We start from the raw sequence: 22740 nt of genomic DNA on the forward strand, positions 1-22740 counted from the left end.
TCAATTCCTCCCCTCCGGCGCGGTGACATCCCGCAAACCGTCGCCCAGAAGATTAATCGCCAGCACAACAATGAATATCGCCGTGCCCGGAATAGTAATCAGCCAGGGCATGAAAAACATGAAAGGCCGGGCTTCCGACACCATTAACCCCCAGGACGGTAGGGGCGGCTGCACGCCAAGCCCGAGAAAGCTCAGCGATGCTTCAAGAAGAATGGCATGGGCCATTTCGATGGACGCGACTACCAGCAGATGATTGGAGACATTCGGCAGAATATCCCGAAAAAGAATTTTGCGAACGGGAGAGCCCAGCACCTCCGCCGCCGCGACATACTCAATGGCCCGCACCTGCATGGTCGCACTTCTGAGAACAACGGCAAACCTGTCCCAAAGCAGAAAGCCCAACACCAGAATAACAATGATCAGCGAACTGCCGAACAGAGAGACCACCGCGAGCGCAACCAGAACCACCGGCATGGAGAGGCGATTCAGGATAATAAAGCTGATCACCATATCAACCCGGCCACCAAAATAACCGGCGGTAATGCCCATCACGGTTCCGATCAGGCCGGAAATCAGCATGGCGGAAAAACCAATTACCAGAGAAATCTGCGCGCCATATATCAGGCGGCTCAGATAATCCCGGCCAAGGGAATCCGTTCCCAGAATATGCGCCCAGCTTCCCTTCTCGCTCCAGACTGGTTGAACAAGCCGGTTGGCCAGATCCTGGGCATAGGGATCATGCGGCGCAATCCAGGGAGCCAGAATGGCAACAAGCGTAAATGTCACCAGCACGATGAGCCCGACCTTGAACCCGAAATGCCCGCGCATACGCGCGATCAACTGCTGCTTTGGCGATAATCTGGCGACAGGCACGGCGGCTATTTCATCCGGCGCCGTCTGGAGATGATTTTCAACTGTGTCAGACATCTCTCCCCTCCTCACGATATGCGAATGCGCGGATCGAGCCAGCCATTCAGAATGTCGGCAAACAGCGTCAGCAGGATATAGAGAATGGCCAGCGTCAGCACGATCCCTTGAATCATCGGAAAGTCGGACCGTTCAATACTGAGAAGGGCCAGATGGCCAACGCCATTGATGGAAAAAATCGTCTCCACCACCACGGATCCCCCCAGCATGAACCCAAGCTGAACAGCCAGCAGGGAAACCACCGGAATGATCGCATTCCGCAAGGCATGCTTAAAAAGGACGGCATGCGTGTTCAGCCCCTTCGCCTTCGCGGTACGAATATAGTCGGATTCCAATACCTCGATCATGCCGGCGCGGGTGATGCGCATGATTGCCGGGATCACATAATACCCCAGAACAATGATCGGCATGATGAAATGTCGCCAGCTATCGGTACCCGAAATCGGGAAAACCGGCCAGATCACCCCGAACATGAGGATCATCAGCAACGCAAACCAGAAAGATGGTGTTGCCTGCCCCAGCACGGCAATGCCAAGACAGATGCGATCTATTATACTGTTGGGAAAAACCGCCGCCAGCACGCCGAGCGGAATGGCCAGCAGCATGGCAAACCCAAGGGAGAGGATGCCAAGCGTCATGGTAACCGGCATTCTCTCGACCAGAAGCTGGACCACCGGCTCCCGATAGAAAAGCGAGTCGCCTAGATCTCCCGTCAGGACATCCCCCGCCCAGTCGAAATATTGCACAACAAGCGGACGGTCAAAGCCGAATTGTTGACGGATCGCCTCAATATCCGCATCCGTCGCCCCTTCACCGGCAACTGCAATGGCGATATCACCCGAAGCCCGGACAAGTGTAAAACTTATGATGGAAACGGTAAGCATAACGATCAATGCGAGACCCAGCCGTTTCACGGTATATTTCAGCATTGCCGATCTCCCCAAAAAAAGGAGGGGGAGGTTGCCCTCCCCCGAGGTGGAAGGGAAGGGTCTTACTTCCAGGAAGCCATAAAGAAGCGCGGAATTTCATCAGCCGACGGCTGGAAATCCAGATCTTTATTAAATGCATACAGATAGGAATAGGTGAACATGGGCAGCCAGTAGGCGTTTGAAGATATCTTCTTCAGCGCATCAGCATAAAAGGCTTTTCTCTTCTCCGGATCGACGGAGGTATCGCCCTTTTCCAGCAGCGCTGCAACGTCGGCATCCCGCGCCAGATCTTCCGGTCCCTGGCGGAAGAAGTTACTCGTGATCGCCGATACATCATTGATCGAATAGGATCCCCAGGTTGAGAAATTCAGCGTCACCTGACCATTTCTGACTCGATCCCGGGCCGCAGAATACTTGTTATAACTCAAATCCGCCTTAATGCCGACAGCACGCAGATCACCGATAATGGCTTCGGCCAGATCACGGTCCCGATAGGCATCAATAGTCACCTCGAAACCATCAGGATAACCGGCTTCGGCCAGCAATGCTTTCGCCTTTTCAGGATCATAGGTGTATTTCGTCACATCGTCGGTACAGCCAAACTGCTTGGGATAGCAGGCCGCATGGATCACACGCCCACCCTTGGGCATCAGATTATCGACAATCCCCTGCCGGTTGACCGCCATGGCGATCGCCTGCCGCACTTTCAGATCCTGCACCGCTTTGACACCGGAACGGCCGGCCGCATCCATCGACATAAAGCCGACACGCATGGTCTCTCCCCCGACGACATCCAGATTTGGCGTTTGCCCAAGCATTTCAGCCTGGTCCGCATTCACCCGCCAGATCCAGTCGACGCCCCCCGTCATCAACTCGGCAACGGCGGTATTGTCATCCGGAATAGTCCGCATTTCGAGCTTGCCGATTTTGGGCTGGCCTTTCGGGCTATCCTTGTAATAATCCTCATTCTTTTCGAGTTTGACGGACTTCGCCTGCTCCATCGCAACAACCTTGTAGGGTCCCGTTCCGACCGGGTTGCGGTTCATCCCCTCCGGCCCGACTTCCGCATAGTAGGCATGAGGATAGATCGGCAAAGGTCCGGCCACGAAGTCAAGCGCGGCGGGAAACGGCTTACTAAGATTGATACGGACCGTGTAATCATCGATTTTTTCCACATTCTTGATCCAGTCCACATTCCGTCGGCTGACGACCTTACTGTCCGGACTGGAAACAAAGTTTAATGTGTAAACCACGTCATCGGCGCTGAAAGAGGCGCCGTTATGGAAGGTCACTCCCTCCCTCAGCTTGAATTCCAGCGTCAGATCATCAATCCATTCATAGGAAGTAGCCAGCGCCGGTTTGTAACTGAAATCCTCCGGATCCCGATACAACAGATTATCCCAGATATGACGCGCCAGAATGATGCCAACCCGCGCATTGTTATAATAGGCATCGAGATTTTCGAGATCAGTTTTGGTTGCAAAAACCAACGTATCGTTGTCCTTGCCTGCCGCTGCCGGAGTTATCGAGAACAGAACAGCCATCGCCGCCGCAGCGATGGGAAGAGAGATTTTTTTCATGTCGAACCCCTGTTTGTATTGCAAAGAAGTATTTTATTGATATACTTAGTACATTATTTATAGATATACTCTCAAATTAATATATATAATGTCAATAAAATAAACTCGCTTTTCAAAATCCGGAAATGCTCTACCATGGGCAATCTGCCGGTGATCGCCAGACTCAACTGTGGAGAAACCTAAATTGACAAACAAAACCATCACCAAGAACGGCGATAATCTGACAATCGGAGCGCTGGAAAAAGGCTTTCGGGTTCTCGATGCATTTTCCACCTCACATCCTGAACTCGGCCTGTCGGAGATTGTCGGGTTGACGGGCCTCAGCAAAAGCTCAGCGCAGCAATATACGCATACCCTGCACAGGCTCGGGTTTCTTGATAAGAACCCCCAGAGTCGCCGATATACGCTCTCCCACAAGGTGTTGCGCCACGCCCATGCCTTTCTAAGCACGAACCGGCTGGTAGAGCGGGCAACACCCCATGTGGCGGAGCTGCGCCGGCAGTTCCACAATCGCGTCGGGTTCGGGTATCATGACGACACGGAGGTAATCTATCTGATTGCCCTGCAAAGCAACCGCGCCGTTTACGCCACGGCGCATCCCGGCTTTCGCATCCCTGTCTATTGCACCGCCACCGGAAAATGCATTCTGGCGTTTTTGCCTGAAGATCAGGCACAGGATATCATTAACCGGTCGGATCGCGTCAAGCGGACCGATATGACGGTCGTTGACCCTGAGGAAATCATGGAAGATGTCCGCCTCGCCCGGGCGCAAGGCTACGCCACAGCCAGAAACGAATTCAATCCGACCGAAATCAATATATCCGCGCCAGTGTTCAACATCTCCGGTACGCCCGTTGGCGCCATCGCCACCACCAGCCATAGTATTGATGGGGATAATGCACAACGGGCCGAAGAGCTTATTCAGGCCCTCCTGGAAGCGACCCGCGCCATATCCCACCAGAACCAGTCGATAACCTATGAAGGCATATAGGACGCCGCCCCGCTTTGCGCATCACCCGAACAAGCGACGAGCGGCAGGTTATCCTACTCCCGCATCAGGACTTCCTTGACCTTGCTCGCCACTTCCTTGAGAGAGAAGGGCTTGGGCAGGAAGTCGATTTTGCTGACATCGAAGTCGAGGTCTTTGCGGAAGGCATCCTCAGCATAGCCGGAAATGAAGATGACCTTAAGGTCCGGCGTTTCTTTCAGAATTTCCTTCACCAGCGCCGGACCATCCATCACCGGCATCACCACATCGCTGATCAGGAGATCAATCGCCCCGTCATGGGCTCGCGAAACCTCCAGCGCCGCTTCGCCGCAATCGGCCTGCAAAACTGTATAGCCCACATTTTCGAGCGCCCGGGCGGCAAAAAGCCGGACAGGATCCTCATCCTCCACCAGCAGGATTGTTCCTTTGCCGGTCAAATCCCGATGCGCCGCCTTTTGCGGCGCGTCTGTTGTGTCGCCTGCCCTTGCCTCTTCGGTGTATCGAGGCAGAAATATGCTGAAGGTTGTACCGATATCCTCATTATTTTCAGCAAAGATAAACCCGCCCGTCTGCTTGATGATACCGTAGACCGTACTGAGCCCAAGCCCCGTTCCCTCGCCGACTTTCTTCGTCGTGAAGAAGGGTTCGAAAATTTTGACGAGTACTTTTTCGGGTATGCCGGTACCGGTATCAGAAACCCTAACGAGGATATAATCGCCCGGTGGGATCAGATCATTGTAGTCTTTCTGGCCGGGTGATATGGTCAGATTTTCCGTACTGAAGGTGAGCAAACCATCACCCGACATGGCATCACGGGCATTGACGGCCAGATTGATAATCACCTGTTCAAACTGGCCGCGGTCCACCTTGACCAGCCATAAATCGCGCGCATGAGTGATTTTAAGCTGGATCGCCTCGCCGATCAGACGGCGCAGCAGGTTTGAAAGCTCGGCCAGTACATCGGTAAGATCCGTCACCTCCGGTCGCAATGTCTGCTGGCGGGAGAAGGCAAGGAGCTGGCGCACAAGTCCCGCCGCGCGGTTGGCGTTCTGTTTGATCTGGTTGATATCGGAATAGGACGGGTCGCCAACCTGATGGCGCAGCAACAACAGGTCGCAGAACCCGATCATCGCCGTCAGCAAATTATTAAAATCATGCGCAATACCGCCCGCAAGTTGGCCAACGGCCTGCATCTTCTGGCTTTGTGCAAACTGTACTTCCAGACTGCGCTGAATGGAGGTGTCCACCACATGGATCAATAGACGTTCATCCGCCGGGTCTTCCCCCGCAATGGCACTGATATAGAAGCTGGCCGCCCGCTCCTCCGTTGCGCCAAGGAGTTTCACCTCGATCGCAGGCGCTGCCAGATCGCTTGCCGATGCCTCCATCAGCTTTTGGCGAAGCGATTTCTGATCGGCCGCATCGACAAGGTCCGTTACATGGCTGCCGATCGCCTTGTTGAGAACAGTCCCGGTCAGGGCGCGAAATGCTGGGTTGGCTTCCATCACCACGCCTTTCGCGTCCAGCAGCAGAATGCCGATAGGCGCCGCCTCGAAAAACCGGCGAAAATGCAGCTCGGCATTAGCCACCCTCTCGCGCCACTCCTTTTCCTGCAGCAACTCCCGCACAACGGAGCGCGAACCGATCACTGCGCCCGCCTCATCCCGGACAATCGTCTGGGTAACATGAACCGGCAGCAGCGTCCCGTCTCGCCGTTTCAATGTCAGCTCCCCTTCATAAAGGGGGCCATCGGCCGTGACGATTTCCATCAGATCAAGTTGCGCTTCGTTCGCCTTGATCACCAGATCGCTGAAAATAAGCGCGCCCGCATTCAGCTCTTCCTGGCGATATCCGAGCCAGTCGGCGAACATACGGTTGGCGAACAACAGCCGCCCCTCCCCATCGAGAGAGTAAAAGCCGACCGGCGCATTATTGAAATATTCTGACAGCTTCTCGCGGGCAAGGCGTTCTTCCTCTTCCAGCCTGTGCTGCCCGGTTGTTTCGGTGACATACCAGATAATGCTGTCCGGGAGCGCCGCCAGCGAATGGGCAAGTATGGACAGCCAGCGCCCTTTCGCGGTTTCCAGATCAAATCGCCCGCCTGTCGTCCCGTCATAGACAGCGGCCTTCAGCATCCTCTCCAGCTGCGCCCTTGCCTTCTCATCATCGGCAAAATAGTCACCAAGGGTTATTGCCTCTTCCAGCCCTGAAAGATCGAGCAATTCACGATAGGCATCATTGGCATAGATGAAACGGCCATCCTTGGTCGTCAGCAGCCGCCCCTCCGGGCTGGAGGCGATCAGGTCCGCCATCATGTCAAGATTGCCGCTCGCCGCCTGTCGAAGCCCGTGAAAGATCAGGTACCACAGGCCGAGCCCCATCGCCGCGACGACCATGGCGCTCAGGATAATGATATTGACAAGGCCAAGCTCCCGTCCGAGAAGCGCGGATATGACAATCAGTACGGCGACCAGAAAGAAAGCCGCGGCAAGCTGGCGGGCATCCACGCCCATAAAGAATTTGCGGTTTCTCCGTCGCCTGTCGATTTGCTGGTCCATCGCGCCCGTCTAATTCTTCAGTCTTGATTTGTTAAGGCGCATGACATAGCTGATGATTTCAGCCACCGCCTTAAAATGTTCATAGGGTATTTCCTCATCCAGGTCACAGGCCTTGTGCAGGGCCCGGGCAAGCGGCGGATTTTCAACAATCGGGATTTCATTTTCCGTCGCAATTTCACGGATTTTCGCGGCGATATTGTCCATGCCCTTGGCGACAACGACAGGCGCGCGCTCCTCTTCCGGTTTGTATTGCAGGGCGACAGCGAAATGCGTCGGGTTGGTGATCACCACATCCGCCTCCGGCACCGCCTGCATCATGCGCTGCCGCGAACGTTCAGCCCTGAGCGCCCGTAGCCGCGCCCGCACCATAGGATCGCCTTCCGTCTGCTTGAACTCGTCCTTGATCTCCTGCTTCGTCATACGCAGCTCTTTATAATGATTAAAGCGCTGATAGAGAAAGTCGAGCCCGGCAATGACGCTCATCACCGCGACAATACCGGCGATCAGCAGCAGCGACTGTTCCTGAATGAGTTTCAGCACTTCCGGCACATCATAGGAGACGACAACGGGAAGCTCGTTCATGGAAGGGAGGACGAACAATACCGCAACCGATCCGACAATCGTCAGCTTCAGCAAACCTTTCGCGAACTCAACCAGTGATTTGGATGAGAAAAGTCGCTTAAACCCTTTAAATATAGATATTTTTTCCAGTTTTGGTTTGATCCGCTCAGCCGAGAGAATTGGCCGGTGCTGAATAAGGTTGCCGATCAGACCAGCCAGCATCAAGGTGCCGAGGGCAGGCGCAACCACCCAGATCACTGCCCATCCCAAATCTCCGAAGATCACGCCAAGATGAAACCGGTCGGTGGCAATGGCGTGAGGTTGTTCGATAAACTTCAACAGATCAAATGCCAGCCCTTTTCCAAGCCCGGCGATAAAGATCAGGACAACCAGTCCGATCCCCATGGTCATGAACCAGTGTCCGACCTCCTGCGATTTCGGCACCTGCCCTTTTTTGAAGGCGTCTTCCAGCCGTTTGGCCGTTGGCTCTTCGGTTTTTTGGGCGTCATCCGTATCTTCAGCCATCGGCCCTTATTCCCCGAGAAAGCGATACAGCGCTTGCTCGTAATAACTGATAAACCACATCATCGCGGCGCCGATTGTAATCGCCAGAATGGCAAAGGAAAGAATAATCTGCAGGGGGATCGCGACAAAGAAAATCTGCACCTGGGGCATCAGGCGATTAAGCAGGCCAATGCCCATATAAAAAGTGATTCCGAAAACCAGAAAGGGAGCGGATATCTGGAAGCCAAGCAGGAAGGACTGCTGTACGAAATCCGCGACAAGCTGACTGATGGAACCAAAATCCGGCGCCTGCCCGACAGGGAATACCCGATAGGTGGCGAAAGTCCCCTCAATAAACAGATGATGCATGTCGGTCACAAAAATCAGTGTCAGCCCCATCAGCGTCATGAAAGTACTGGTGATCGCCCCTTGAGTCATTTGCGCGGGATCGAAAAATTGCGCGGCGGCAAGGCCCGACTGCTGCGCAATGATGGAGCCCGCCACATGCAACGCGCTCAATAACAGGCGCAGCACCCCACCCATGACAAGGCCAACGAGCGTTTCACCGAGAAGCAACATCAGCAGCCCGACCGGCGTTGCAGGCTCCGGCGGCAGCTCCGGCGCGACAAAGGGCAGAACCAGAAAGCTGACCGCCAGTGCGATGGCCAGACGGATGCGCGGCGGGATAAATGCTTCGCCAAACCCCGGGACAACCATGAAGGCCGCCCCAAGACGCAGGAATACCAGCATGAAAAACCAGATATTTACGCTGAGGAATTCATCCAGCATCTAGCGCGCGTCCCTCATCCGAGACCAGATATCCGCTGGGCAAGCTGCTCCATCAGCTCAATCATCGAACTGATCATAAAGGGCATGAAAACGATCAGGGAAAGAAAAATGGCGAGAATTTTAGGGACGAAAACCAGCGTCATTTCCTGTATCTGCGTCAATGCCTGCACCAGCGCAATGATCAGACCGACGGCAAGGGCCACCAGCATGACCGGAGACGCCACCATCAGCAGCACCCATATCGACTCACGGACGACATCGACGACATCGGCGGTGTTCATGGTTTCAATCCTTTGCTGTAATACCGATTACAGCCTAGATTGGCATTTTTATGATGTCTTGATAAGCCTGAATTACACGATCACGAACAGCCACGACCGTTTCAAGGGTGGCCTCGGCATTGCTGACCGCGGTCACGATATCAGCGAGACCGGCATCCCCGGTGACGGATTCAAGACTGATCCGCTCGGCATTGACGCCATTTTCGATGGCCGTGCCCCCTGCTTCGGCCAGCATCTCGGCAAAGCTCGGACCGGTGAGTTCTTGCGCACCGCTCAGCGCCTCAGCCGGGCCTTTGGCTCCCACTGCGTTATTGATGGCCTTGGCATAGGCCTGCGTCGCAGCCAGTGCTGTCGTATCCGCCATAATCTACCCTTCTCTAACTTCTACTGCCGCAGGATATCAAGTGTGCGCATGATCATCTTCTTGGACGCCTCGATGGCCCCGAGGTTAGCCTGATAGGAGCGCTGGGTTTCCTTCATGTCCATTACCTCGATCAGGGAATTGACATTCGGCATTTTCACATAGCCATCGGCATTGGCCGCCGGATGGCTCGGATTGAATTTGAGATCGAACTCACTGCGGTCCACGCCGATATTGGAAACCGCCACCTTGGTAATATTCTCCTCGCGGTCCAGGACATTTTTAAATGAAATGACCTTGCGGCGGTATGGGTCCTCTTCCGGCGTCTTGCCCATGCTGTCCTTATTTGCCAGATTTTCCGAGATCACCCGCATACGCTGTCCCTGGGCATCAAGACCCGAGGCGGAAATCCGCATTGTTTTCAAAAGATCCATTTCACGGTATCCTTTCAGTTATTCTCAGCGACGGCCGAGGGCGGTTTTGATAAGACCGAGGTTTTTCTTGTAAAGCGAAGTGGTCAGCTCATACTGAATTTGCGTATCGGCGACCTTCATCATTTCTTCTTCCAGCATCACCGCATTGCCCGTAGGCGTCATTTCGGTGACATTCCGGTCAATCTGCGATTCATATCGGGATGCCTCGCCAACAAAAATATGGCGCGTATTGGTCCGGCTGATATGTACATTCTCTTCCTGAGGCCCCTGAATAAATTCTCTGAATTTCAAAGGCTTGAGATCACGCGCACGATAGTTAGGCGTATCTGAATTGGCAATATTCTGGGCCAGCACCTTCTGGCGGGCCGTCAGCCATTTCATTTTCTCCGTCAGCGCGGCGAAGAGCGGAATTTTTTCCAGGTTCATCTCAGGATCGTTTCCGTTCGCGGTTTATCCTGAGCCTACAATAAGGAACAAATCTTAACAGAGGATGAACATATATCGCCCATCACCGCAGCGCATAAAAAAACGCCCCCGCAAGCGGAGGCGTCTCATAAGCATTACAGTGCGTCTTTTCAGGCGGCTTCCCAAGCTTCCGGTTCATATTTGACGATACGATCCGCGAAGTTCGCAACCAGCGCCTCATCTGCCGACAGGCCCGTAACAAGCATGTCATCGACATGCAGTTCCCCATCATGGATTGCCACGCCTTTTTCCGTCAGCGTTCCAACGGCATCCTCAGTGGCGACGACGCTGCGCCCTTCCAGCAGACCAGCTTCGGCGAGAATACGCGCGGCATCCTGAACCAGAGCGACAGGCTTGTTATCTTCCATAAAGCCGCGCATGAAGCGGGCCGTTTGCGGATCCGAGGCCAGGCGGCTCACATGGCGGGAGCCCCCCGGGATGACAACCGCATCGAAATGATGGGACATGGACAGCTCAAGCTGGGCGTTTGCCGGAAAGAAATGGCCCCAGCCATTGCCGTGCCAGCTGTTGACGACGCCTTTTTCCGGCGAGACGATCTTGACATCGGCGCCGGTGGTCACAAGAGCCTTATGCAGGCTGGTCATATGGGATTCTTCGAATCCGTTAGCAACAAGAATGGCAACGGTCTTGCCGTTCAGCACATTTTCCATGTCATTCATTAAATTCTTACTCCTCTTATCTCTCGCAGGCACCGCGCGTCATCAAATTATTGAATGACGGGAGCATTCAACATTGCGGGGCTTTTCCTCACAGGAACAGCCGATCGTGTCACAACGACATTTGTTCAGTTTCACTTGTGCAAGTCGGAGCAATGCTCCTGCCAGTTTATCTGCACAGCGCCGGTCACAATTAATAGAGGCAATGTCGCCATTGTCCGGCGAACGGAACATAGTCTTTCCCGCAGCCCGTTGCAAGAAGGAACTTGCATATTTTCACCCCGCATTAATATGCTCCCGACGGTGTAAACAAAATTTAATCACATTTGCTGTATACCTACGTCACTGGTCAGGCACGACCGGAGCGAAACCATGACAGATGATGACAATTCAGCCCGCATGCGAACAGACGAGCCCCTTGCTGTGGCGCTGCGCTATGGGGATCGGTCTGCCGCCCTTGCGACGGTCACAGCAAGCGGCAAAGGGGCGCTTGCCGAACGCATCTTGCAATTAGCTTTCGCTCATGGTGTAAAGGTGCGCACTGATTCCGATCTGGCACAGATTTTATCGGAAATCGAGGTTGACTGCCCTATCCCCCATGAGGCATTCGCCGCGGTTTCGGAAATCCTTGCCTATCTTTATCGGTGTCAGGAAAAAACGCCAGATTGACCAGTGTACCATGGAAAAAATCGCAAATATAAATGCAGAGATATCCGATGTCATGAATGACATTTCGGATTATCTGGAACAGACCCGCCAGGGGCTGATGGTTGATATGGGCTCGTTGCCGGAAAAGATTGTCCGTCTTCAGGGAAGGGTGCAAAGCGCCCCGCGTGAGGATCGCCTTCGTCTGACGGTGTTCATGAACCAGATGATGCAGGCGCTCAATCTTCTTTCCGACGAAATCCAGAAGCAGCATGATCTGATCAGCCGGAATATTCAACGCGTTGAAGGCAGCGCCCCCTAAAGAATAGTTTTCAAATCCATGTGAGGCCGCTACTGTATGCCCGGAATGACAAACCGAGCGGACAAATTTTTGATGGCTGGCCAATGGAACCCGTACAATACCTGAAATATATTGTCGGCCTGCTCATTGTTCTCGGCCTGATTGCGCTGATTACTCTCCTGGCGCGACGGCTGGGCATGGTTCCCCGTGCAAATCGCGATCCCAATGCCCCCAAACGTCTTTCCGTGACCGATGTCATTGCCATAGATGCCAAGCGCCGTCTGGTCCTTATCAAGCGCGATGACCGGGAACATCTGTTGCTGCTCGGGCCGGAGCGGGATCTTGTGATCGAGCAGAATATCCAACTTCCGGCCTCCGCCGATCCAATAGAAATGAAGCGCCTATGACCGGAATTTCCAGACTTCGCTCCCTCCCCATGTCCGGCATTGGCAAGGGGCTTTGCTTTTTCGCCCTTCTCGCGCTCGTCTTCTTCGCCCTGCCTTCTGACAGTATTGCGCAGTCCATATCCCTTGATTTCGGGGAGGATGCCGGACCGCTGACCGGACGGATCGTCCAGCTTGTTGTCCTGATGACGGTGCTCAGCCTGGCGCCGGCCATCCTCATTGTCATGACCTCCTTTACGCGGCTGATCGTTGTCCTCTCGCTGCTGAGAAGTGCACTCGGCGTTCAATCGACCCCGCCAAATGTGGTGCTGATCTCCCTCGCGCTCTTTCTCACTGCCTTCATCATGGCACCTACGTTCGAGTCGGCCTATGAAAACGGCATTGTCCCGCTGATGGAAGAGCAGATCGACGAGACGGAAGCCTTCAACCGTACCGTCGATCCGTTCCGCACCTTCATGATGGAGCATACCCGCGAGAAGGATGTTCTGCTTTTCATGGATCTGAGCCAAACACAGGAGGCCGCCACGCCACAAGAAATTCCGCTCAAGGTGCTGGTGCCTGCGTTTATGATCAGCGAACTCAAACGTGCGTTCGAGATCGGCTTCCTGCTGTTCGTCCCCTTTATCGTCATTGATATGGTGGTCGCCTCAATCCTGATGTCCATGGGTATGATGATGCTGCCACCCGTGATGATTTCTCTCCCCTTCAAGCTGATTTTCTTTGTGCTGGTCGATGGCTGGAACCTGGTGGCGAAAAGCCTGGTGGAAAGCTTCTTCAATGGCGCGACGTAGCGGTATTTCACTTCGTGCTTTGTCGGGCCTGAAGAAAAGTGGCCTACTCCTTGCGCTGGTTGCCCTGCTCGGCCTGGCGGCGCTGTTCTTACCGCAATTTTCCGGCGAGAGCGCGACGCGAGGCGGCTGGTCCAAAACAAAGCCGACCATCAATCTCACCCATATTTTTGAAGGGGAGATCAACCGTTCCGGCAAGCCTGTCGGCTTTCATGTTGCCCCCAAAGAACCCATGGGTGCCAAATCCCGCATCCGCAAAGTGATGTCCGGCCCCAATCGGGCGGGCGTCTATACCGCGATGGTCGAGATTTATGACCCCGGCGAACGGCGCTGGAAAGAAAAATTCTCCAGCTTTTTTCCGGATGATTTTTCCCGCCAACAGGTCATCGACAGCATTCTCTTCGCCCTTGCCAATAACATGCTGCCCAAGGGCGCACGCTGGCGCGGCCCGTCCGGCCATGGTTTCCTGATAGAAGGCTACCGCTACAGCAGCGGTGATGTAAATACGGCCTATCCGCTTTACGTGGCCGACAGGGGGAGCCACAAATGATGGAGATCAAGATCCGGCGGGACCGAAAAACCGGCCTTCTGCATATTAAAATGTCACCTGAAAACAAACTTCTGGAATCTTTCTTTGAAACAGAAATTCAGAATGATCTTGCCCTCATTGACTATGTTTATGCCCGCCTCGCCCGGCAGGAAGACACCGAGACGGAGATTACCGGCAACGCCTTTTCCCTGTTGCTGACCCACGACCGCTATGTCATTACCCCGCTCTTTGAAGAGGACCTTCCTCCCTTTGAGGGTCCGCAGGAGGAATTTCTTCATATTCTCGACTGCTGGCGTAAACGACTGGAGAAAGACAACCCGAAACCTTAACGGACTGTTAACACTTTTCACTCATAAAGAGTATATATTGAATTTTTTATCCGCATAAAGTTTGCTTAAAATTTTACCGGCCGGAGAAAAACGATGACAACCATTCTGGGATCTGCAATCAGCGGCATGGCGGCGGCGGTGAAACGGGCCGAAGTTTCCGCACAGAATCTTGTCAACATGCAGAGCGTCGGCACTCCTGGCGCTACCGGGCAGAAAAGCTCCTACAAGGCGGTTGAACCGGTCCAGACAACCGATGCGACCGGCGCGCCGCATATCAAGGTGCGCGAACGTGATCCGGCAACCGTTCAGGGCCATGCCCCCTATCACCTGCTCGCCGATGAAAATGGCCTTGTGGAAATGCCAAATATGGATATGGCAAGTGAGATTATCGATCAAAACATGGCGCTCAATAGCTATAAGGCCAATGTGAAGATGCTGGAGGTCTGGGATGAGATGCAACAGGCCACGCTCGATTTAAAAAGCTGACGATCCGTCGCCCGGTTTCACTTCAAGCTAGTTATCACTTCAAACTAGTTATCAGTTCAAGCGGTTTCACCATCGCCCGAGGGTCAAACAGGGCGGCAACGCTACACGCGCCTTTTACTCGGGTAAGCGGCACTTGCTGAAGCCCTGCTTTTGGCTGTTCCGGCCGCCGATAGCCGATGAGCTGCCCTCCTTCAATCTCCACGTCAATTTCCCTCGGGTCAAGAGCAAGGCCTTCACCTGTCACTTTCATCCGCGCCTCTTTCGCGGTCCACAGGTGAAAAAACAGGCTGCGACGCGACTGTTCGTCAAGAACAGCAAGTTCACCTTGTTCGGCCGTGGTATAGTAGTGACGGCTGAGATCGTCGATCTCTACCTTGCGATCAAGCATTTCAATATCAATGCCGATTTCCCCCTCTCTGCTGATGGCATAGGCTGCCGTATCGGCGGAATGGGACATATTGAAATAAAGACCGCTATCGCGAAGGAAAGGTTTGCCCCGTTCTCCGGTTTCAAAAAAAAGCTGATCCGCAGGCACATCCAGATAGCGCGCAAGAATATGGCGTAATACGCCATGTGCGCGGATGTAACGGTTACGATGTATATCGAAGCGGAACCGTTTTGCACGCGCCTGCTCCGCCGCATTGAGGACAGACCAGCAGGCCGACAGCGGAACGCCCTGCATATCCCCAATTCCCGCGTGATATATATGCGTATTCTCCGCCCCAAAGGCGACCATGGCCGAAATTTCCATATGCTTTTACTGACTAACCATATTGAGGCGGATGATAATGCGCCTGCCGCATTCAACAAGTCAAATTCCGCGCGGCGGCAATTTGCCGGGTAAAAAAACTTGATCGCAATCAATGCATCCGGTGCTTCAGCGGCGCTAGAATTAATACAGAATTACAGCCCGGAAAACCCATATGTCGCAGGTTATTGCAAAGCTGCTGGAAGACCATCGGCGCATGACTGTGCTCCTTGATATGCTGGAGAGGGAAATCAGCCATTATCTTGCCGGCTTTGCGCTCAATCATTTCCTGATTGAGACCATTCTTGATTACCTGACAAACTTCCCCCGCAAATGCCACCATCCGGTCGAAAACCTCATACTTCGGAGAATGACCATACGGTCTCCCGCCCATGCCCCCTACCTGCGGGAGATCATCGCCGAGCATGAACGACTAAAATACCTTCTGGATATTTTCATAACAACGTTTGAACAGGAAAAATCAGGACAGGTTATTCGTCCATACAGGCTCGCAAAGGATATACGCAGCTATATGGAATATCTTCGCTGGCATATGGAGCGGGAGGAAAGCCTCTTCTTTCCTGCTGCCGAGAAAATATTGTTTCAATCGGACTGGGATATCATCGAGACCCGCATGAATGACAAGGGCGATCCGATATTCGGACGCGAAGCCGACCGCCAGTACCGTGCACTCCACAAGGTTCTGGTGGACTGGGGCGAGAAATAATCTCACCAAGTCCGTTCGTATCTCTGGGACCCGCTATCCGCCCAACGCCTGATAAAGCGTAACTTCCGTATCAAGGCGATTGAAAATATTGCCGAGCACGGCATTTTCCGCATTGCGGCGGCGTTGCTGCGCGTCCAGCCATTGACGAATGGGGATCGCTCCCGCCCGGTATTGCCGCTCATAGAGGCTTTCCGCCTCCCGCGCCGCCGCATAGGACGCTTCGAGAAATTCCGCCTCGGCCGCATACTGGATACGGGCGGACAGTGCATTTTCGACTTCACTGATCGCCTGATAGAATGTCTGGCGGAAAGTGGCCGTCGCGGCCTCATATTGCGCTTTCGAGATATCGACATTAAGAGCAATCCGGTCAAAATTCAAAAGCGGCGCCGCGAGAGTGCCCGACAGATATGCAATCGGATTGCTCAGAAAATCAAACAACTCATTACTCCCGGCACCAAGATCGCCGGTCAGCCGGAAGTTCGGATAAAAGCTCGCCCGCGTCGCATCCACGCTGGCCAGCAGCGAGCGCAAACGCAACTCATCCCCCTTGAGGTCCGGGCGTCGGGAAATCAGTTCCGCGGGCAACCCGGCCGCCAGCGCCGGAACCATCATACTGGCAAGGGTTTCCGGTTCCGGCCCGTCGTAGAGTTGCTGTCCGAGCAGCACCGCGAGAGCGTTTCGTGCCTCCACCCGCGCTTGTACAAGCCGGGTCTGGGTTGCCCGCTGCGCGGCGAGGGACTGCTCCGCCTCGCGCAGATCAAGCAGCGAAACACTGCCTGCCGCATACTGCAACCGCACGAGCTCCAGCGCCTGTTCCGTATATAAGATACTCAGTTCCCCGATACGGATCTGATCATTGGCATAGGCGAGTTGCCAGTAGGCGCGCACTGTCATGGCAATCAGCGAAAGCCGCGTCGCCTCCAGATCCTCGGCACTCGCCAGCGCTTCCCAACGGCTGGCATCCCGTTCTGATTGCAATCGCCCGAACAGATCCACTTCCCACGAAACCCCAAGGGAGGCGGAAGAGGTTCGGGACCAGCCGCGGTCATTCTCAAGCGACCTGTTTCCCGAGCTTCCAATACTTGCCGATACGCTCGGAAAAAGCTGTTTGTCGGCAAGCTCGCTGGAAAGACGCGCCTGATTGAGGCGAATGCCCGCCGCCGCCAGATCACCGTTGCTGGCCAGCACCCGCCCCACCAGCATATTAAGCTCTGCGTCAGTAAAAACAGACCACCAGTCACGCGCAGGCAGGCTATCCACCGGCGCCATCGCTTGCCAATCCATGGCAACGGGCAGGTTCGGCGCCTGATATTCCGTCTTCAGCAGCGAGCCGCAACCGGCCAGCGCAAACACACTGAACAAGACAACCATCAAGAACGGTTTTTTTAACAATGCACACATCTCGCTAATCCCGGGCCAGCGCTTCGACCGGATCGAGACGGGCCGCATTCCGGGCCGGAAGAAAACCAAAAATGACGCCAATCAGGGTCGAACAGACAAAGGCCGCAACAATTGAGCTGGTGGAGAAAATCATGGCAAAGCCCATCTCCGCCGCCTCGAAGATATATCCGAGGCCGAGCGCCAGCAAAATGCCAATAGCGCCGCCTAGCAGGCAGACAAGCACGGTCTCGATCAGGAACTGCTGTAAAATATCTCCCTGCCGCGCCCCGACGGCCATGCGAACGCCAATCTCGCTGGTGCGCTCGGTTACCGAAACCAGCATGATATTCATCACGCCGATCCCGCCGACAATAAGAGAGATGAGCGCGATGGCCGCAATCAGCAATGTCATGGTCTGGCTGGTGCTGGTAATCGTCTGGCGGATGTTATCGGTATTGAAAACAGAAAAATCCGCGACCCCGTGGCGCATGGTCATAAGGTTGGTCACCGCCTGCTCCGCCACATCCATGGCCACGTCATCGGCAACCCGAACGGTGATCGAGCTGAGATAATGCTGCCCCAGCAAACGGGACATCACGGTTGTATAAGGGCTGAAAATGGTCAGGCTGTTACTCTGGCGATATCCGAGCAGGTTGTTCTCGACAACACCGATAATACGCATGGGCACCGTGCCCACGATAATGACCGTACCGACCGGATTGTCCCCATTGACGAACAACGCCGCCGCACTGTTGTCATCAATGACGGCAACCTGCGCATAGTTCTGCACACTTTCCGCATCGAAAAAGCTCCCTTGCAGCAGTCGGGTGCCCCGAACCCGGAAATAATCCTCCCCGACCCCCTGCACCTCCGAGCTTGCGGCAACATTGAGATAGCGCGTGGTAGCGCTGGTCGAGACTGACGGGGTGACGCTGTCCACAAAACTCTGCGCGGCCAGCGCCGCCGCATCGGCAGGAACAAGCGTCTGCACCCGGGCCGAGCGCAAATCCCCCTGGCTTCGCCCGGGATAAATGCTGAGAGTGTTTGTGCCAAGGCTGCTGATGTTGGAGAGAATCTGTTGTTGCGACCCATTACCAAGGGCGACGACGGACACCACCGAGGCAATACCGATGATAATGCCGAGCATGGTGAGAAAAGTTCGAAGCCGGTGCGCCGACATGGCCAGCAATGCCATGTGAAACGCCTCCTGCAATCGGCCAAAGAAACCAAAAAGCCCATTTCCGCGTTTCAGGCTGGAGGAAAGTGCCCTCGCGCCGCCTGCGCTGCCCTTGTGCCTGTCAGAGATAATTTCTCCGTCGCTGATTTCAATAATACGATCCGCCTGTTCAGCAATCGTCGGCTCATGCGTCACCAGGATGACCGTATGACCGTCACCATGAAGTTCACGCAGGATTTGCATGACCTCCCGCCCGCTGCTGCTGTCGAGCGCACCGGTCGGTTCGTCCGCAAGAATAACCCGCCCGCCATTCATCAGCGCCCGGGCAATGGAAACGCGCTGCTGCTGTCCGCCTGAGAGTTGGCCCGGACGGTTTTCCAGCTTGTCATCAAGGCCGAGACGGGCGAGCAGACTAGCGGCTCTCTCTTTACGCTCGGCGCGTGACCGGCCGGAATAAATCGCCGGCATCTCGACATTGCCAAGGGCGGAAAGATCACCCAGCAGATGATACCGCTGGAAAATGAAACCGAAATGCTCCCGCCGAAGTTCGGCGAGATCATCCGACTCAAGCTCCGCCGTCTGTCGCCCACCGATCCGATAAATGCCGGATGTGGGCCTGTCGAGACAGCCAAGGACATTCATCAGAGTGGATTTCCCAGATCCGGAAGCACCAATGATAGCGACCATTTCGCCCGCATGGATATCCAGATCAATGTCTTTCAGCGCCACGAAAACGCCGTCACCGGATGGATACTCGCGGCGTACCTTTCTGAGTTCCAGCAGCGGTTTGTCCTGCATCGCAATCCTCACCGGAACATTCTTGTTGGCCTGAATGATCCGCTGCGCCCTGTCATGGCGGCAGCCGTGGCGGAGCTGACAACCACCTTGTCCCCCTCTTCCAGCCCTTCCAGAATTTCCGCCTGGACCTTGTTGTTGATCCCGACCGCCACAGACTTCACTGCAACTATATCGTTATCTTGTAAAACCTGCACCGGGTAACGCCCATCCTTGTCTCTCGGGCCCAGCGCCGTTGCCGGAATTAAGAGCGTATCCTTTGCCTCGGCCAACACGATGGAGACTTCCGCCGTCATCAGAGCACGCAGCCGACCTTGCTCATTTTCGATATCGAAAAGAGCGTTATAATATATGGCCGTACTGGTGCTGCTTGCCGTTGCAGTTGAACTGCTGACAAGATTGACGATTTCCTCCGGCGCTGGCTCAATCTGCTGCAGCATCGCGTGAAAGCGCGTTTCCGGATCGCCGAGCACAGTGAAATAAACGGGCATTCCCTCTTTCACCTTGATGACATCGGCCTCCGACACTTCTGCCTTGACCGTCATGACATCAAGATTGGCAATAATGACAACGGTCGGCGCCGATTGCACCGCATTCACCGTCTGGCCCTGTTTTGTTACAATGGCGACCACGACCCCGTTGATTGGCGCCTGCACACGGGTGTAACCAAGATTGACTTCCGCTGTTGCCTTGGCGACTTCCGCTGCCTTGATCTGTGCTTCCAGTGCCCTGACATCGGCGCGCGCCGCCTCAAGACTGGCTTTGGCGCTTTCAAACTCCGCCGCCGATGTCGCCTGACCGGCGATCATTTGCTGCTGGCGTTTGAAACCCTGCTCTGCCTGGATAAGTGAAGCCTGACGCGCCACAAGCTGGGCTTTCACATTGGCAAGGCTTGCCTCCGCCGTCAGAAGATCGTTCGTCCGGGTTCTGGCATCAATCTGCGCGATCATATCCCCCGCCCGGACATGCTGGCCAAGCTCAACAAACAAGGTCTCGATCCGCCCGGACACCTGCGCTCCAACACTGACAATTTCCTTTGGCTCCAGCGCGCCGGTAGCAACCACCGTTTCCTCGATGTTCCCACGATAGACCGGCACTGTCAGCACCGCCGGTTTTCCGGATGCCGCAAAGTAATAGTGCCATACGGCATAACCGCCACCCGCCGCAATGGCGATCAGCAGGGCTGTCATGATTATCCATTTCTTCTTCATGGTCTAAAGATGGTCCATCTTTCGCTCTTTGTGGGTAAAGCTATTGCAAAGGAACTGTAAATCTTTGGAAAAGCAAGATGACAAGCCGATATTCACAAAGATATGTTCAGTTTATGAAAGCACAAAGCGGCAGCGCACGCATTCTTCTTATCGATGACGATATCGACCTGACTGAAATGCTGACGGAATATCTGGAGGCCGAGGGCTTCGGGGTCGAAGCAGTATTTAACGGCCGAGACGGCGTTGCGCGCGCCCTTTCGGGTGAATTCGATGCCGTCATTCTCGATGTCATGATGCCGCAGGTCAACGGCATTGATGCACTGCGCCATATCCGCCAGACAAGCAATATTCCCGTCATCATGCTGACCGCAAAGGGCGATCATGTGGACCGCGTCGTCGGTCTGGAGCTGGGCGCCGATGATTATGTGGGGAAGCCCTATTATCCGCGTGAGCTGCTGGCCCGACTGCGTGCCCTTTTGCGCCGAAATACCCCGGTTGACCCAATCCCGGAGGCAAAGGAAAGCTTCGAATTTGGCCTGCTTCTCGTAGATGTACCCCGGCGTGAGGTGACATGGCAGGGTCAGCCTGTCCTCCTCACACTTTCCGAATTCAACATCCTCATTGCGTTGCTGAAGTCCGGGGAGACAGTCGCGACGAAAGACGACCTGTCTCTCAAGGTGCTTGGCCGACCGCGGCAGATGTATGATCGCAGCATTGATGTTCACATCAGCAATCTGCGCCAGAAGCTGCAGGATGTGGCGGGCAAGGCAATCGAGATTGAGACGGTGCGCGGGGTCGGTTATCGGCTGGTAACCACATCATGAAAATCCGGTTGTTCTGGAAAATCCTGATCGGTTTCTGGATCACCCTGTTCCTCATCATGCAGGGGGTCTGGCTGCTCGCCGTGCTGGTCCGCGACGGCCCCATCGCACCGGATAGATGGCTCATCGCCCGTGTGGCGCCCGTTGCCCTGCCCCCCTTGCAACAGGCCCTCACCGACGGCGGGCCCGCCGCCTTTGAAAGGGTTCTGGCCACCCTGCCCGAAGAAGATCGCGCCCGCATCCATTTACTGACTGCGGATGCGGCGGCAAATCGCCCGGAGGATCCGGAACTGATTGAACGGCTAACGGATGCAACCGCGCCCGATGGCGCCCGTTACGTTATTGCCTATCAGGGACGGCAATCCCCTCGCCGTTCCCATTTTCGTCCTCCGATGGAGTTTATTGTTGTCGGCGCGGCCGGCGGTTTTCTGTTCAGCGCCATTCTCGCCTGGTATATCACCTCCCCCATCCGGCGGCTGCGCTATGGCCTCAATCGGCTGGCCCATGGCGATCTGGATGTAAGGCTGGAGCCAAAAATTGGACGCCGCCGCGACGAGATTGCCGATCTCGCCCGTGATTTCGATCTCACCGCAACGCATCTAAGACAGGCAATGGAAGCTCGCGACCGCCTCTTCCATGATGTCTCCCATGAGTTGCGCTCTCCCCTCACCCGTTTGCAACTCGCCATCGAACTTGCCCGGCAGGATCCATCCCGCATGATCTCCTCCATGAACCGGATCGAGCGTGAAGCGCGCCGTCTCGACGATCTGATCGACGAGTTGCTCACCTTCGCCCGATCGGAAAACAGCCTGACCCAGTCAGACGAGTTTTTCGATCTGGTCGGCGTTGTCGAAAGCGTCATCGCCGATGCAACCTTCGAGGCAACAACGAAGGGCGTGCATATCAATCCCCACCTCGCGGATGCGCAAGCCTCGGCGCGGCCCAGCATACAGGGCCGTGCCGAGCTGATCCGCCGCGCCATCGAAAATGTGATCCGCAATGCCATTCGCTACTCGGCTACAGGCCAGCAGATTGATGTAACGGTCCGCTTCGATACCGCGGAGAATACCTATACTGTGGAAATCCTTGATGAGGGGCCGGGCCTGACCGAGGCGGAGATTGAGAAAATGTTCGAACCCTTTATCCGCCATGATGAACGCAGCGGCGGTTTCGGCCTTGGCCTGACCATCGCCAAACGCGCCGTCGATGCCCATAACGGCAATATCACGGCCCGAAACCGCCCAACCGGCGGCCTCAACTTCACAATCAGATTACCGATCAGCAGTGGTTAAAAATATCGATAGGTAATTATTCTAAAATTTTA

At 54.9% G+C, this 22740-nt stretch carries 26 protein-coding genes; 11 read left to right on the forward strand and 15 right to left on the reverse strand.

Annotated features, from left to right (window positions below):
- The 3 genes from CMN55_RS16170 to CMN55_RS16180 form a co-directional block, all read right to left on the reverse strand.
- Entirely contained in the window at positions 1-927 is a 927-nt protein-coding gene (locus CMN55_RS16170; RefSeq protein ID WP_293951192.1) for an ABC transporter permease, read from the reverse strand.
- Positions 928-938: 11 nt separating this feature from the next.
- On the reverse strand, positions 939-1856 hold the full coding sequence (locus CMN55_RS16175) for an ABC transporter permease (protein ID WP_293951194.1): 918 nt from the start codon (positions 1854-1856) through the stop codon (positions 939-941).
- 62 nt (positions 1857-1918) lie between these two features.
- A complete protein-coding gene (locus tag CMN55_RS16180) occupies positions 1919-3436 on the reverse strand; it encodes an ABC transporter substrate-binding protein (protein ID WP_293951196.1) in 1518 nt (505 codons plus the stop codon).
- A gap of 184 nt (positions 3437-3620) precedes the next feature.
- Here CMN55_RS16180 and CMN55_RS16185 point away from each other — a divergent pair, with 184 nt between their 5' ends.
- Positions 3621-4427 (forward strand): IclR family transcriptional regulator, encoded by an 807-nt coding sequence (locus CMN55_RS16185; protein WP_293951198.1) that lies wholly within the window; start codon positions 3621-3623, stop codon positions 4425-4427.
- 53 nt (positions 4428-4480) lie between these two features.
- Here CMN55_RS16185 and CMN55_RS16190 read toward each other — a convergent pair whose 3' ends face one another.
- From CMN55_RS16190 to CMN55_RS16225, 8 genes are all read right to left on the reverse strand, one after another.
- Positions 4481-6982 (reverse strand): hybrid sensor histidine kinase/response regulator, encoded by a 2502-nt coding sequence (locus tag CMN55_RS16190; protein ID WP_293951200.1) that lies wholly within the window; start codon positions 6980-6982, stop codon positions 4481-4483.
- Between the two features lie 9 nt (positions 6983-6991).
- Positions 6992-8068 (reverse strand): flagellar biosynthesis protein FlhB, encoded by a 1077-nt coding sequence (gene flhB, locus CMN55_RS16195; protein WP_293951202.1) that lies wholly within the window; start codon positions 8066-8068, stop codon positions 6992-6994.
- Between the two features lie 6 nt (positions 8069-8074).
- Complete coding sequence (fliR, locus tag CMN55_RS16200) at positions 8075-8836, reverse strand: flagellar biosynthetic protein FliR (RefSeq protein ID WP_293951204.1); 762 nt, start codon at positions 8834-8836, stop codon at positions 8075-8077.
- A 14-nt stretch (positions 8837-8850) separates the two neighbouring features.
- The gene (gene fliQ, locus CMN55_RS16205) at positions 8851-9117 is read right to left on the reverse strand and encodes a flagellar biosynthesis protein FliQ (protein ID WP_293951206.1); all 267 of its coding nucleotides are present in this window, start codon (positions 9115-9117) and stop codon (positions 8851-8853) included.
- Positions 9118-9151: 34 nt separating this feature from the next.
- The gene (locus CMN55_RS16210; RefSeq protein WP_293951208.1) at positions 9152-9481 is read right to left on the reverse strand and encodes a flagellar hook-basal body complex protein FliE; all 330 of its coding nucleotides are present in this window, start codon (positions 9479-9481) and stop codon (positions 9152-9154) included.
- A 20-nt stretch (positions 9482-9501) separates the two neighbouring features.
- A complete protein-coding gene (gene flgC, locus CMN55_RS16215) occupies positions 9502-9912 on the reverse strand; it encodes a flagellar basal body rod protein FlgC (RefSeq protein WP_293951210.1) in 411 nt (136 codons plus the stop codon).
- 24 nt (positions 9913-9936) lie between these two features.
- Entirely contained in the window at positions 9937-10338 is a 402-nt protein-coding gene (flgB, locus tag CMN55_RS16220) for a flagellar basal body rod protein FlgB (RefSeq protein ID WP_293951212.1), read from the reverse strand.
- A gap of 149 nt (positions 10339-10487) precedes the next feature.
- The gene (locus CMN55_RS16225) at positions 10488-11057 is read right to left on the reverse strand and encodes a DJ-1/PfpI family protein (protein WP_293951214.1); all 570 of its coding nucleotides are present in this window, start codon (positions 11055-11057) and stop codon (positions 10488-10490) included.
- Between the two features lie 369 nt (positions 11058-11426).
- Here CMN55_RS16225 and CMN55_RS16230 point away from each other — a divergent pair, with 369 nt between their 5' ends.
- From CMN55_RS16230 to CMN55_RS16260, 7 genes are all read left to right on the forward strand, one after another.
- Positions 11427-11723, forward strand: a complete 297-nt coding sequence (locus tag CMN55_RS16230; protein WP_293951216.1) for an EscU/YscU/HrcU family type III secretion system export apparatus switch protein — start codon at positions 11427-11429, stop codon at positions 11721-11723.
- A gap of 52 nt (positions 11724-11775) precedes the next feature.
- Positions 11776-12021 carry a hypothetical protein gene (locus tag CMN55_RS16235; RefSeq protein WP_293951218.1) on the forward strand — a complete coding sequence of 82 codons (246 nt, stop codon included), beginning with the start codon at positions 11776-11778 and terminating at the stop codon, positions 12019-12021.
- An 83-nt stretch (positions 12022-12104) separates the two neighbouring features.
- Positions 12105-12407 (forward strand): flagellar biosynthetic protein FliO, encoded by a 303-nt coding sequence (locus tag CMN55_RS16240; protein WP_293951220.1) that lies wholly within the window; start codon positions 12105-12107, stop codon positions 12405-12407.
- A complete protein-coding gene (gene fliP / locus CMN55_RS16245; RefSeq protein WP_293951222.1) occupies positions 12404-13195 on the forward strand; it encodes a flagellar type III secretion system pore protein FliP in 792 nt (263 codons plus the stop codon). The genes CMN55_RS16240 and fliP overlap by 4 nt, the downstream gene beginning before the upstream one ends.
- Positions 13182-13742, forward strand: coding sequence for an EndoU domain-containing protein (locus CMN55_RS16250; protein ID WP_293951224.1), 561 nt, complete (start codon positions 13182-13184; stop codon positions 13740-13742). The genes fliP and CMN55_RS16250 overlap by 14 nt, the downstream gene beginning before the upstream one ends.
- Complete coding sequence (locus CMN55_RS16255) at positions 13739-14071, forward strand: YacL family protein (RefSeq protein ID WP_293951226.1); 333 nt, start codon at positions 13739-13741, stop codon at positions 14069-14071. Before CMN55_RS16250 ends, CMN55_RS16255 begins: the two co-directional genes overlap by 4 nt.
- A gap of 93 nt (positions 14072-14164) precedes the next feature.
- A complete protein-coding gene (locus CMN55_RS16260) occupies positions 14165-14557 on the forward strand; it encodes a flagellar basal body rod protein FlgC (protein ID WP_293951228.1) in 393 nt (130 codons plus the stop codon).
- Between the two features lie 34 nt (positions 14558-14591).
- Here the strand turns inward: CMN55_RS16260 and CMN55_RS16265 are convergent, their stop codons facing one another.
- Positions 14592-15293: a 4'-phosphopantetheinyl transferase family protein gene (locus CMN55_RS16265; protein ID WP_293951231.1), complete on the reverse strand. Its 702-nt coding sequence runs from the start codon at positions 15291-15293 to the stop codon at positions 14592-14594.
- A gap of 187 nt (positions 15294-15480) precedes the next feature.
- Between CMN55_RS16265 and CMN55_RS16270 the strand changes: the two genes are divergently transcribed.
- On the forward strand, positions 15481-16032 hold the full coding sequence (locus CMN55_RS16270; RefSeq protein WP_293951232.1) for a hemerythrin domain-containing protein: 552 nt from the start codon (positions 15481-15483) through the stop codon (positions 16030-16032).
- Between the two features lie 33 nt (positions 16033-16065).
- On the opposite strand, the gene CMN55_RS16275 is transcribed toward CMN55_RS16270, so the two are convergent.
- Genes CMN55_RS16275 through CMN55_RS16285 form a run of 3 tightly spaced genes read right to left on the reverse strand, consistent with a single transcriptional unit; the run spans position 16066 to position 20574 of the window.
- The gene (locus CMN55_RS16275; RefSeq protein ID WP_293951233.1) at positions 16066-17433 is read right to left on the reverse strand and encodes an efflux transporter outer membrane subunit; all 1368 of its coding nucleotides are present in this window, start codon (positions 17431-17433) and stop codon (positions 16066-16068) included.
- A 4-nt stretch (positions 17434-17437) separates the two neighbouring features.
- Entirely contained in the window at positions 17438-19387 is a 1950-nt protein-coding gene (locus CMN55_RS16280; RefSeq protein WP_293951237.1) for a MacB family efflux pump subunit, read from the reverse strand.
- Positions 19388-19395: 8 nt separating this feature from the next.
- Positions 19396-20574 carry an efflux RND transporter periplasmic adaptor subunit gene (locus CMN55_RS16285; RefSeq protein WP_293951239.1) on the reverse strand — a complete coding sequence of 393 codons (1179 nt, stop codon included), beginning with the start codon at positions 20572-20574 and terminating at the stop codon, positions 19396-19398.
- A gap of 134 nt (positions 20575-20708) precedes the next feature.
- Between CMN55_RS16285 and CMN55_RS16290 the strand changes: the two genes are divergently transcribed.
- Together CMN55_RS16290 and CMN55_RS16295 are read left to right on the forward strand one after the other, a co-directional pair.
- Positions 20709-21419, forward strand: coding sequence for a response regulator transcription factor (locus CMN55_RS16290; RefSeq protein WP_293951241.1), 711 nt, complete (start codon positions 20709-20711; stop codon positions 21417-21419).
- Complete coding sequence (locus tag CMN55_RS16295; protein ID WP_293951243.1) at positions 21416-22708, forward strand: sensor histidine kinase; 1293 nt, start codon at positions 21416-21418, stop codon at positions 22706-22708. Before CMN55_RS16290 ends, CMN55_RS16295 begins: the two co-directional genes overlap by 4 nt.
- Positions 22709-22740 lie beyond the last annotated feature (32 nt).

Origin of the sequence: Sneathiella sp. (genome assembly GCF_002694385.1) — a bacterium.
Taxonomy (GTDB): Bacteria; Pseudomonadota; Alphaproteobacteria; order Sneathiellales; family Sneathiellaceae; genus Sneathiella.